Annotated in this window: 12 protein-coding genes; 6 read left to right on the top strand and 6 right to left on the bottom strand. The window is 40.8% G+C overall.

Translation table 11 applies throughout. From position 1 onward, the window contains the following. Positions 1-270 precede the first annotated feature (270 nt). The 3 genes from FR932_RS00535 to phoB form a co-directional block, all read right to left on the bottom strand. The gene (locus FR932_RS00535; RefSeq protein WP_019440382.1) at positions 271-1,248 is read right to left on the bottom strand and encodes a PstS family phosphate ABC transporter substrate-binding protein; all 978 of its coding nucleotides are present in this window, start codon (positions 1,246-1,248) and stop codon (positions 271-273) included. A 222-nt stretch (positions 1,249-1,470) separates the two neighbouring features. Then, on the bottom strand, positions 1,471-2,769 hold the full coding sequence (gene phoR / locus FR932_RS00530) for a phosphate regulon sensor histidine kinase PhoR (protein ID WP_019440383.1): 1,299 nt from the start codon (positions 2,767-2,769) through the stop codon (positions 1,471-1,473). 22 nt (positions 2,770-2,791) lie between these two features. After that, positions 2,792-3,478, bottom strand: coding sequence for a phosphate regulon transcriptional regulator PhoB (gene phoB / locus FR932_RS00525; RefSeq protein WP_019440384.1), 687 nt, complete (start codon positions 3,476-3,478; stop codon positions 2,792-2,794). Between the two features lie 397 nt (positions 3,479-3,875). Here phoB and rdgC point away from each other — a divergent pair, with 397 nt between their 5' ends. From rdgC to FR932_RS00505, 4 genes are all read left to right on the top strand, one after another. Next, the gene (gene rdgC / locus FR932_RS00520) at positions 3,876-4,790 is read left to right on the top strand and encodes a recombination-associated protein RdgC (protein ID WP_019440385.1); all 915 of its coding nucleotides are present in this window, start codon (positions 3,876-3,878) and stop codon (positions 4,788-4,790) included. Between the two features lie 502 nt (positions 4,791-5,292). Further along, positions 5,293-6,447, top strand: coding sequence for a Na/Pi symporter (locus tag FR932_RS00515; protein WP_019440386.1), 1,155 nt, complete (start codon positions 5,293-5,295; stop codon positions 6,445-6,447). 210 nt (positions 6,448-6,657) lie between these two features. Then, on the top strand, positions 6,658-8,028 hold the full coding sequence (trhP, locus tag FR932_RS00510) for a prephenate-dependent tRNA uridine(34) hydroxylase TrhP (RefSeq protein WP_019440387.1): 1,371 nt from the start codon (positions 6,658-6,660) through the stop codon (positions 8,026-8,028). A 26-nt stretch (positions 8,029-8,054) separates the two neighbouring features. Further along, positions 8,055-8,318 (top strand): YfhL family 4Fe-4S dicluster ferredoxin, encoded by a 264-nt coding sequence (locus FR932_RS00505; protein WP_019440388.1) that lies wholly within the window; start codon positions 8,055-8,057, stop codon positions 8,316-8,318. Between the two features lie 134 nt (positions 8,319-8,452). Here the strand turns inward: FR932_RS00505 and rimJ are convergent, their stop codons facing one another. From rimJ to ubiT, 3 genes are all read right to left on the bottom strand, one after another. Continuing rightward, positions 8,453-9,037, bottom strand: a complete 585-nt coding sequence (gene rimJ / locus FR932_RS00500; protein ID WP_019440389.1) for a ribosomal protein S5-alanine N-acetyltransferase — start codon at positions 9,035-9,037, stop codon at positions 8,453-8,455. 42 nt (positions 9,038-9,079) lie between these two features. Further along, positions 9,080-9,658 (bottom strand): NADPH-dependent FMN reductase, encoded by a 579-nt coding sequence (locus tag FR932_RS00495; RefSeq protein WP_019440390.1) that lies wholly within the window; start codon positions 9,656-9,658, stop codon positions 9,080-9,082. Between the two features lie 218 nt (positions 9,659-9,876). Beyond that, a complete protein-coding gene (gene ubiT / locus FR932_RS00490) occupies positions 9,877-10,419 on the bottom strand; it encodes a ubiquinone anaerobic biosynthesis accessory factor UbiT (RefSeq protein WP_019440391.1) in 543 nt (180 codons plus the stop codon). 221 nt (positions 10,420-10,640) lie between these two features. On the opposite strand from ubiT, the gene ubiU reads away from it, so the two are divergent. Together ubiU and FR932_RS00480 are read left to right on the top strand one after the other, a co-directional pair. Further along, the gene (ubiU, locus tag FR932_RS00485) at positions 10,641-11,636 is read left to right on the top strand and encodes a ubiquinone anaerobic biosynthesis protein UbiU (protein ID WP_019440392.1); all 996 of its coding nucleotides are present in this window, start codon (positions 10,641-10,643) and stop codon (positions 11,634-11,636) included. A 101-nt stretch (positions 11,637-11,737) separates the two neighbouring features. Next, a complete protein-coding gene (locus FR932_RS00480; RefSeq protein ID WP_019440393.1) occupies positions 11,738-12,619 on the top strand; it encodes a U32 family peptidase in 882 nt (293 codons plus the stop codon). Positions 12,620-12,685: the final 66 nt, after the last annotated feature.

Genomic DNA, 12,685 nt, shown 5'->3' with positions numbered 1-12,685 from the left:
TTTAACCCTTATATATCAGCAGCTTAACTAAAAAACATTAAAACCCATTAGACCTAGACTGAAAAAATGCACCAAAATGGGGATAAAACGTAAGGAATGTATCACTTTATAAGCAATCACTCTAAACTTAATGACAGTGCGAAGAGCCGCGATAAATACTCAATGAATCAATAGGTGAGACCAGAATGGCATTGTAAAATAGTGGTATGACAGAAAACAAAAAACCCGCTGAATAGCGGGCTTTGAATTAATTCACTTAAGCAAGTCGTATTACAGTGTAATACCCGCTTTCTTAAGGTCTTTTGTTGTTACTGAGTTAGGTAGTGGGATGTAGCCATCTTTCGCTACAATCTTCTGACCTTGTTTTGATAACATCAATTTCAAGAACTCAGTTTGCATTGGTGATAATGCTTTGTTTGGCGCTTTGTTGATGTAAACATATAGGTAACGAGACAGTGGGTATTTACCTGATGCTGCATTATCTAATGTTGCATCAATGTAGTTAGTGCCTTTTTTAGCAATTGCTACTGCACGCACACCTGATGTTTTATAACCGATACCTGAGTAACCAATTGCATTCAGTGATGATGATACAGACTGTACAACAGATGCTGAACCAGGTTGCTCATTTACATTGTTCTTGAAGTCACCTTTACACAGTGCTTTTTTCTTGAAGTAACCATAAGTACCTGATACTGAGTTACGACCGAACAATTGAATGTCACGTTCTGCCCAAGAACCTTCTAGACCTAGCTCACCCCAACGTTCAACACGCTTAGATTCACCACATTTTAATGTGCTTGAGAAGATTGCATCAACATCTGCAATGCTTAAACCTTCAACTGGGTTATCTTTATGTACGAATACTGCCAGTGCATCGATAGCAACACGAATACCCGTTGGTTTGTAACCGTAACGTTTTTCAAACGCTTCAATTTCTTTTGACTTCATCTTACGGCTCATTGGTCCGAATTGTGAAGTACCTTCAGTTAGTGCCGGTGGCGCTGTAGAAGAGCCCGCCGCTTGAATTTGCACATTAACACTTGGGTAAGTATGTTTGAATTCTTCAGCCCACAACGTCATCATGTTTGCTAATGTATCTGAACCAACTGTAGATAGATTACCTGAGATACCGCTGACTTTTTGGTATTCTGGTAATTTAGGGTCTAGACCTGCAGCAAATGCGCTTTGTGAAGCGATTGCTGTCATTGAAATCCCTAATGCTACAACAATTTGTTTAATATTCATTTTTTACTTCTCCAAGTATAATGTTTTACTTCGTCTTAATGACTAATAATGTTTTGTATCTCGTTTCTGTGACTACAAGTATCCAATAAACTGATGACAATAATATGAACGAAACATGACGGTTTGATGACAGTCATCGATTTATACTAAATAAAATTAAATCAATGACAAAAAAGCCCATCACACGATGGATGGGCTTCAAGCGTTATAGTGACTATAATCTTAATGGCGTTTTACCGTAGTCACCTGCGGGAGTGTAAAGCTAAAGCAGCTGCCTTTATTCACTTTACTGTCAATATTCAACAAGCAGTCATGATTGGTCAATACATGTTTAACAATGGATAAGCCAATACCTGAACCACCAGAATCACGTGAACGCGCATCATCAACACGATAAAAACGCTCGGTTAAATGATGAAGATGCTCGGCAGAGATGCCATCACCATTATCCTTCACGCTAAATGAGCCACCCGCTGCGGTTTTTTTCCACTCCACAATTACATCACCTTTTTCAGGCGTGTAACGTACTGCATTATAGATTAAGTTAGATACTGCACTGCGTAATTGCGATTCATCACCCATGGCAAACAAACCATGTTCAATGGTAAATGTGACATTTAACGCCTTATCAGCACCTAAAATTAATACCTCTTGCTCTAACATCGACAACATAAACGGTATATCAACTTGTTTTTCAAAGTCGACAGCCTGTGCAGCTTCAATTCGAGACAAGGCCAGTAGTTGATTCACCAACGAGTCCATACGTGCCGTTTGTTCTGACATGACTTTGTGCGCACGTAAAAACATTTTGTCCGACTCATCCGGTTCAAGCATCTCCAAATAACCTTTTAAGACGGTTAACGGGGTGCGCAATTCATGTGACACATTACCCATGAAGTTCCGTCTAACTTGTTCTAGCTGACGCAGTTCAGTGACATCACGTGCAACCAACATCGATTGATCATCAGTATAAGTCATAATACGGATTTCTAGCGTTTTCGAATTATGCGTCGGCGATGTGATCTCTAATGGCTCTTGGTAATCTTTAGAATTTAGATATTGGATAAAATCCGGTGTCCGGATCAAGTTACCAATATGTTGATTTGCATCTTCCGGCCATTTCAAGCCAATCATTTGTTGCGCTAATTTATTACACCACATAATCGAATAATCAGTATCTAAGGCAACAACAGCATCAGGGAGCGCTTCAGCCCCCTCACGAAAACGGCGGATCACCACACGCAATTCTTTACGCTTACGTTTATGGCGACGCTGTAAACTATAGATACCGTTAAAAATAGATTCCCAACTGCCTTTGCCTTCCGGTGGTGTGGCACTTCGCCCTACCCACAGCCATTTATGCAATACATATTGATTGCGATACAGGGCAATCACATTGATACCCGCAGCAATGAGTAAACTCAAGGTGATATCATCAATAATTAAACCAACAAGAAAAAACGGGATATACCAATATAACAGTCGCCATAAGCCACTGAGAAAAACGTTCGTTTTATTCATATTGTAACTTCAACTCTACTGATTAACGTACCGAGAAGCGATAACCTGCACCACGTACAGTCTGAACATACTTATCATGCTCACTCGGTGTTAATGCTTTGCGTAATCGACGGATATGTACATCAACCGTACGGTCTTCAACATACACATTCATACCCCAAACATTATCAAGTAACTGCTCGCGAGAGTATACGCGCTCGGTATGGGTCATAAAAAAGTGCAATAGTTTAAATTCTGTTGGGCCTATATCTATCACCTCGTCACCAGCTGACACGCGGTGCGCAACAGGATCAAGCTGCAAGCCACTAATATCGATCACTGAGTCTTGCGTCATTGGTGCAACACGACGCATAACAGCGTTTAATCGTGCAATCAATTCTTTCGGCGAGAAGGGTTTGGTAATGTAATCATCCGCTCCGACTTCCAAGCCTTTGACTTTATCTTCCTCTTCACCACGTGCAGTTAACATCACGACAGGAATAGCGGATGAATGAGGTTGAGATTTTAAGTGCTTAATATATTTAATGCCACTGCCACCAGGCAACATCCAATCAAGTAAGATCAAATCAGGGTAAGGTTCAACGAGGCGCTCTACCGCTTCTGGATAATCCCCAGCTTCAACGACATCAAATCCTTTTTGCTCTAATGCAAAACACAACATTTCACGGATCGCTAGTTCATCTTCAACTACTAAAATTCGCTTAGACACTGTAAATATCCTTTACTATTCTTCCCTTATCAACTGCGTACAGTCAGTAAAAGATTTCTATTTAAATGATGAAAGACTTATTTATCTTTCGACTTTAACTGAAAGCGATTATCTGCTCAATATGTTTCAGTATTATTACATTGATGAATTTTTTATTAAAAAGTCGATTCATACCTAACAAATGTCATTTATCGCACATAAATATAGCACTTAATTAAAATATTGATTTTAATAATTAAATTGACAATACCATTAAATTATTTATAAACCTAAAGGACAGTTGGCACCTTAAGTTTAGATCTAAGTTGATGAAGGTTTAGCCAAGAGGCAAACTTGTATTTCCAACGTCCTTGAGTATACTGGTTATCCAAACAGTTGATACCAAGGTCCTGCTATAATGTGGTTTAAAAACTTACTAATTTATCGTTTCACCCGTCCATTTGAACTAGATATTGAGCAACTTGAAACCAAGTTAGCTGACTTTCCGTTTACCCCTTGTGGTAGCCAAGACTTGTCAAAGTTCGGTTGGATCAAACCACTGGGTAAATCAGGCCAAGCGTTAACACACGGTATTAGCGATAACATCCTGATCTGTGCGAAAAAAGAAGACCGCGTATTACCCGCATCTGTGGTTAAAGACATGCTACAAGAAAAAGTAGATAGCATTGAAGCAGAACAAGGCCGCGGCCTGAAGAAAAAAGAAAAAGATGCACTGAAAGAAGATATCGTTCATCAACTTTTACCGCGTGCATTCCCACGTAGCAGCCAAACGTTTGCTTGGATCTGTCCATCGCAAGATTTATTAGTGGTAGATGCTTCAAGCGCTAAAAAAGCCGAAGACCTGATCGCGTTATTACGTAAATGTGTTGGCAGCTTACCCGTTGTTCCGGTTGCGTTAACCACACCAGCTGATATCACCATGACTGAATGGTTAAATAAAGGTAATGCTGCACCTGGTTTTGAATTAGGCGATGAAGCTGAATTACGCTCTGCACTTGAACACGGCGGTATTATCCGTTGTAAAGAACAAGACTTAACCAGTGAAGAAATTCAACACCATCTTAATGCTGATAAGCTAGTAACAAAATTAGCCTTGGATTGGAGCGAATCACTGTCTTTCTTATTGGGCGATGACATGTCAGTAAAACGTCTTAAGTTCAGCGACCTTATCAAAGAACAAAATGATGATGTAGCAACCGATGATTACGCGGCTAAATTTGATGCTGACTTTGCCTTGATGACTGGTGAGCTAATGCGCTTTATCCCTGAGCTGATCACAGCCTTAGGTGGCGAAGAATCAACGGCAAAATAAACGCTATAATAAATTGCCGTCATAAAGGGCGCTATAAGCGATAACGATAACGATAACCAATACATTGTCGCCTTCCTATGCAGTATGCCAATGCCGGCATGCTGCACTCTTCATCTATCTACTATCTACTATCTACTATCTACAGCATGTCCTTAGACTATGAATCATGCCATACCTTTACGCATTAAAGCGCATTTTATCCCTGTCCAGCAGCCTATATCCGCATAATGAACATGACAACACTGTCACAATAGCTATTATTTGTGTATAAAAACGCCAAAAACAACCAATTTAAGCTAGCCGTTCTCACTTATTACAATAACTAATGAAATTAATTTCAAATAAATAGCCATATAAAAACAATAGCTTAAATATTACATCGCATTTTTTATGACATTAAAAATTCATTGTAATATTTCTGTCACACAAGTTTGTTCTAATCCTTCTCGTCAACTAACTGAAGCAAATCTGTCAAGAGCGATGGATAAAACGGTACCTAGAGATGAAAAACAACAACGAAGCAATTGAATTGAACCCAAGCACAATGCAAAAAGTATTTAGCTGGGTAAGTGTAGCCGCATTGGTATACTTCGTATTGGTAGCTGTATCTACGGTAAGCGGAGGCTTTAAAATGTTCTCCGGTGGTAGTGCTGGTGCAGAACAAATATTCGCTTTCGCAACTAACCCATTTGTCGCTTTATTACTAGGTATCCTAGTTACAGCGTTAGTACAATCTTCAAGTACAGTCACATCAGTAATCGTTGGCCTAGTAGCCGGCGGCTTACCACTCTCAATCGCAATCCCGATGGTTATGGGTGCGAATATGGGTACGACAATCACCAACACTTTCGTGAGCATGGGTCATATCCGTGACAAGAAAGAGTTTGAGCGTGCATTCAGTGCAGCAACAGTACATGACTTCTTTAACTTACTCGCCGTTGCTATCTTCCTACCATTGGAAATTGCATTTGGTATCCTTGAGAAAATGGCGACATTCCTAGCTGATTTCTTTGTTTCTGACAGCAGCTTAAGTATTAAAGAATTCAACTTTATTAAACCGTTAACTAAACCTGCGGTAAACCAAATTAAAGAACTTGCTGGTTCATTACCTGTAGAAAGCAATACAGTTGGTCTAGTAATGGTGTTCATCGGTATCTTCATGATTGGTTTCTCAGTTACCTTCCTAGGTAAAGTATTGAAATCAGTAATGGTTGGTCGTGCTAAAGCAGTATTACACGGTGCCATCGGTCGTGGTCCAGTAAGCGGTATCTTATCTGGTACAGCAGTTACTGTGATGGTGCAATCATCATCAACAACTACAAGCCTAATGATTCCACTAGCGGGTAGCGGTGTGTTTACTACACGTCAAATCTTCCCATTCACACTGGGTGCCAACATAGGTACAACAATTACAGCGTTACTTGCTGCAACATCTATCAGCGGTGAGTTCGCACAAGTAGCAATGACAATTGCACTGGTACACGTAATGTTTAACGTATTCGCAGTAGCACTTATCTACGGTATCCCGTTCTTACGTGAGATTCCAATCAAGTGTTCAGAAGCATTAGCACGCCAAGGTACTGAAAACAAATTCATCGCCTTTGGTTATGTAGTTGGCGCATTCTTCGCACTACCTGGTTTAATGATTATCTTCTAAATCCAGATTGCTAAAATGACGAAATAAAAAAGCTCAGACTTGTTCTGAGCTTTTTTGTATCTGCACGAAAATGACGCCTATCTCGCCCCAGACTCTTCCAATAAAACCTGATCTAGATCAACACCAAAATACCAACCAACACGTAGAATCGCGAACCTTGATGTCGAAGGACATTCCCTGACTTGAACTCAGACAAAAATTGAGGTTGAAATGTTTACTCCAGAATTACTTTCCCCTGCCGGTTCTTTAAAGAACATGCGCTATGCTTTTGCTTATGGCGCTGATGCTGTTTACGCTGGTCAACCGCGTTATAGCCTACGTGTTCGTAACAATGAATTTAGCTTAGAAAACTTAGCAGTTGGTATCAATGAAGCGCACGCACTTGGTAAGCAATTCTATGTCGTTTGTAATATCCAACCTCATAACTCGAAATTAAAAACATTCATCCGTGATTTAACCCCTATCATCGCGATGAAGCCAGATGCAATTATCATGTCTGATCCAGGCCTGATCATGATGGTACGTGAAGCGTTTCCTGATATGGTTATCCACCTTTCAGTGCAAGCCAATGCAGTAAACTGGGCGACGGTGAAATTCTGGTACACCCAAGGTATTAAACGCGTGATCTTATCGCGTGAATTATCACTGGATGAAATTGAAGATATTCGTTTCCATTGTCCTGATATGGAAATTGAAGTATTTGTCCACGGCGCATTGTGCATGGCTTACTCTGGCCGTTGCTTATTATCTGGTTACATCAATAAACGCGATCCAAACCAAGGCTCATGTACTAACTCATGCCGCTGGAAATACGATGCGCATGATGCGACTGAAAATGAAACGGGTGATATTGTTGCAACCAAACCAGAAATCTATATGCCAGAAACTGATTCGCCAGAACCGACTTTAGGTGAAGGTAAACCGACTGACCAAATTTTCTTATTACAAGAACAAGGTCGTCCAAACGAATATATGCCAGCATTTGAAGATGAGCATGGTACTTACATCATGAACTCAAAAGACCTACGTGCTATCCAACACGTTGAGCGTCTAACGAAAATGGGCGTACATTCATTAAAAATTGAAGGTCGTACTAAATCCTTCTACTACTGTGCGCGTACTGCGCAAGTATATAAGCAAGCGATTAACGATGCCGTTGCTGGCCGCGACTTTGATCCATCATTATTGGGGACACTAGAACACCTTGCCCACCGTGGTTATACGGAAGGTTTCTTAAGCCGTCATACACACGATGCATACCAAAACTACGATTACGGCTATTCAATCAGTGAAACGCAACAATTCGTTGGTGAGCTAAACGGTCGTAACGACAAAGGTTTTGCTGAAGTGATCGTGAAAAACAAATTCTTAGTGGGTGATTCATTAGAATTAATGACACCACAAGGCAACATGACCTTTAAACTTGAAGAATTAGAAAACCGTAAAGGTGAGTCAATGGAATATGCGCCTGGTTCTGGTCACATTGTTTACTTACCTGTACCTGAAGAAGTAGAATTGGATCACGCGCTACTTATGCGTAACTTTGCCAATAGTGAAGATACGCGTAACCCGCATAAATAATCCATTAGGAAAGCAGAAATAACCTTATGGCATTATTAATTAATGATAAATGTATTAACTGTGACATGTGCGATCCGGAGTGTCCGAATGGCGCAATCACCTTTGGTGCGAAGATTTATGAAATTGACCCACTGCTATGTACTGAATGCGTTGGTCATTATGATAAACCAACCTGTAAGACAGTTTGCCCGATTAACTGCATTATTACCGATCCGGATAATGTAGAAAAAGAGGAAACGTTATGGGAAAAATTTGTCATGATCCAAGAAGCGACAAAAGCAACCCGTTAATCAGCGCTAGCAAAGATTCGATTTCAGACGAATAAATACGAAAACGGCGAGCTTCTAGCTCGCCGTTTTACTTTAATTCAGTGCTTATATTAATTCTTATAAACCTCTGTGTAGAAAAATATTATGTAGAGTACTTAATTATCGGAATTGCGATTACGCGCTGACCAATCTGCATGTAACAACGCCGTTAATACATGATCTTGCCAAACTCCAGCTATCTTTAAATATTGACGAGCATAACCTTCACGTTCAAAACCGAGTCGCTGTAATAATGCGCCACTGCGTTCATTCACCGGAATATAATTAGCCATTACTCGATTCAATCCGACATTTTCAAACATGAACGCTAAGCAGCTTTGTAAAAACTCCACCATCAGTCCCCGCCCTTCATACGCCTTTGAGATTGAATAACCGAGATAGCAGGACTTAAACACACCTTGAATAATATTACTAAAATTAGCAACAGCCACAATCTCTGAGGTATCCCGATCGATAGCAATAAAATTGATCGCACTCGCCGCATTAAACTCAATGTGGATCTGTTCGACACGCAATTGCCACCAACGCAGGGTATAATAAACCTCACTACGTATTGGTTCCCAAGGGGCTAAATGCACTTGATTACGAATATAATACTGACATAGCTTTTCAGCATCGCTCGCCACCGCAACACGAATAATTAAACGCTCAGTAGCAAATTGGGGAAATTTTGATGACATCCAACACCTCAGGTAAACCAGGCTAAACTAAGCCGCACTAGACTAAGCGAGATGTAACCTTGTTGGCGATAACAGGCCACCATTATCAACCAACTGCTTCATCAAGCCTAAATTAGCCAGTATACGTTCAACTAACGGGGTTTCAAATGGATAATAGGTTTCTTTGCAATTATTCACAGACTCAATTGTCGCAACAATAAAGTGCTCTAAGATCAGGCAGGTATGATTCTTACAGAAATTAGCCATCGCGAGTTCTGTCGATGAGTATGCACCACGGCAATTGCTACCAACACGTAATACCGCACAGGGCAATAAAGGAAAATCATCATGCTGGCAGAACGCATAAAAATTATCTAGACTTTCTTCTTCCCACTCGGGGCTCACGATAATGATCGCATCAGCAGAGCGTATTAACTGCGCGGTGACTTGCCACTCATCTTGCCAATCATCGAACTCATTTTGTATCGCCTTATCCCAAATCGGTAAAGATACTTTCACAAAATCTAATAAATTAATCTTGCTAAATAACTGTGATTGCTCTGCTAATTGCAAGACAGACTGAGCAACCTTGATGGTTGTCGAGCGATTTCGGGTACTACCACTAATAACAACTAATCTCACTGTATGCTCCTTGCCTCAAATTACTCACGATTAAATAGCGTCCATATCCATATGGCACGAACCTTAATCGAAAGATGATATGAGGGAAGCGTCAGTAAGGTCTATAGCGAACAGGTAAAGCTATACTATAACCATGCTATAACCATACGAAGGCATGATGCGAATACTCACTTCGGCATCACGATAGCGTCAATAACGGCGTTGCATATTCAGCTGTACTAGGCCATTGTTTTGTTTTTCACTGTGCTACTGCTTAATTCGTTACTGAGTACTGGATCAGCTAAGCCCTGCTGAATAAATTCTGCCACATAGGCCAGTAATGTCGTTACCGCTGTTGGTAGTTCATCGAGATCAAAACTATCCAGCATATTTTTAACTTCCAAGCCGAGTTCGGTATCACCTTCAATTTTTAAACGGCGCTGGAAAAATAACGTATCCGGATCTTCTTTGCGGGCGGTAATTAACACCAATTCATTTAAATTACCTTTAAAACTCACATCAACGGTTGCTGCACACGGCGCGATCACCAATTTATTATCCACACAACTAATAAACCAGTTAATCCCTAAATCGGTAATTTCAACTTGTAGCCATTTTTGCTCAAGAAACTCAAACTCATCATCCGCGAGCGCTTCAGCGAATACTTTATTAAATACTTGAGATAGCACTTTTTCTTGCAGTGAAAAAGGCAAGACTTTAGCCGGTATCGCTAATAGCGTTGGTACAGTGTGTACTAACTTACGGTGTAGAGAATGTAACATTGAGTATTGTTCCTTGGCCTAGTTTATTAGGTGTGATTTATTAGGCATCATTTTGAATATAAAAATCATTCTAGCCCTGTTAAATTAACCTGTTCATAATCGAAGTCAATTTATGGTGAATTTAAACTAAGTAAATTAGTTAATCCTGCCCTAAATCAATTATCCGTAAAAATGCTTGCCTTACACTTTCGTCCTGATTCATGGTTCGAGATAATATAATAATGGAATTACTCTGCCCCGCAGGTAACTTACCGGCCCTAAAAACGGCTGTAGATAATGGCGCTGATGCCGTTTATATCGGTTTTAAAGACGATACGAATGCCCGCCACTTTGCTGGCTTAAACTTTACCGATAAAAAACTCGATAAAGCGGTCGATTATATTCGTAGTAACAACCGTCACCTACATGTAGCAATCAACACCTTTGCCCACCCAGGAAAATTAGAACGCTGGGAACGTGCCGTTGACCGCTGCGCAGATATGGGAGTGGATGCTGCGATTATTTCTGATGTCGCCGTGCTTGATTACGCCACCAAAAAATATCCTGATTTAGAACTGCATTTATCCGTGCAAGCCTCTGCAACCAATGTTGAAGCCATTAACTTTTATACCAATAACTTTAATGTCAGTCGCGTAGTATTACCGCGCGTATTGTCCATCCACCAAGTAAAACAATTAGCCCGTAATACCGATGTCGAATTAGAAGTGTTTGCCTTTGGTAGCTTGTGTATTATGGCTGAAGGCCGTTGTTATTTATCATCTTATTTAACCGGTGAGTCACCAAATACAGTCGGAGCATGTTCGCCTGCTAAATTCGTGCGCTGGGAAGAAACCGAGCAAGGTCTAGAGTCTCGCTTAAACGATGTGCTTATCGACCGCTACCAACCAGAAGAAAAAACTGGTTATCCAACACTGTGCAAAGGTCGCTTTAATGTCGACGGTAAAGTATTCCACGCACTGGAAGAGCCAACGAGCTTAAATACGCTGGCATTAATACCAGAACTGGCACAAGCCAATATTGCAGCCGTTAAAATTGAAGGCCGCCAACGTAGTCCAGCCTATACCGAGCAAGTGACGAAAGTCTGGCGCGCCGCACTTGATCGCTACCGCCAAGATCCAGCGCAATATCAAGTCGAAACAGCCTGGAATAAACAGCTTGATCAGCTTTCAGAAGGTACTAGTACCACACTCGGCGCTTACCACCGAGATTGGCAGTAGCCGCCTTTAACGTATTGATGTAAAGGTACTGATATAAAAGTACTGATATTAAAACAATCTACATGAATAAAACTTGTATTCGCAACCGCAGCGAGATAGCTATGAAATATGCATTAGGACCAATCTTATATTATTGGCCAAAACAACAAGTCGAAGATTTTTATACTGCAGCCGTGAACTCAGATGCCGATATAATTTACCTCGGTGAAACAGTTTGCAGTAAACGCCGAGAATTAAAACCCAAAGACTGGCTTGGCTTAGCCAAAGAAATAGCTAACTCAGGTAAGCAAGTTGTGATCTCAACGATGGCGTTGTTAGAAGCACCGTCAGAGGTCAATATACTGCGTAAATACTGTGAAAATGGTGATTTTATTGTCGAAGCTAATGACTTTGGAGCGATTAATTTATTAGCTGAAGCCAAAACACCGTTTGTCTGTGGTCATGCACTAAACGTTTATAACGCACAGGTACTACAACTCTTAGTCAATAAGGGCATGCAGCGTTGGGTTATGCCAGTTGAGCTATCTCGTGATTGGTTAGTACAATTGCAAGAAGACTCTCGCTTGCTTAATATTCGCGACCAATTTGAAATCGAAGTATTTGCTCATGGGCACTTACCCCTAGCCTACTCAGCACGTTGCTTTACTGCCCGTTCAGAAAACCGTGCCAAAGATGATTGCGAACTCTGTTGTATTAACCACGCTAATGGTAAACCAGTTTACAGCCAAGACGATAAAGAGTTATTTACCATCAATGGTATTCAAACTATGTCAGGCTATAAATACAATTTATTGAATGATGTGGCGAGTATGCAAGATCTAGTCGATGTGGTACGTGTGAGTCCGCTAGGTGACTCAGCATTTGAAACCCTTGGGCAATTTAAACAGGCTGCGGAAGATAATATTAAATTCGATTTAAAACTCGACCGCGAGTGCAATGGCTATTGGCATCAAATCGCCGGATTCGATACGGTGACTACATGACCCCACCCTAACCCTCCCCTACTTTTTGCTTAAGTAAAATGGGAGGGAACTTGGACTGCTCCTCCC

The sequence above is a fragment of the Moritella marina ATCC 15381 genome (genome assembly GCF_008931805.1).
Classification (GTDB): domain Bacteria; phylum Pseudomonadota; class Gammaproteobacteria; order Enterobacterales; family Moritellaceae; genus Moritella; species Moritella marina.
This window is presented reverse-complemented; position numbering and strand designations above follow the sequence as displayed.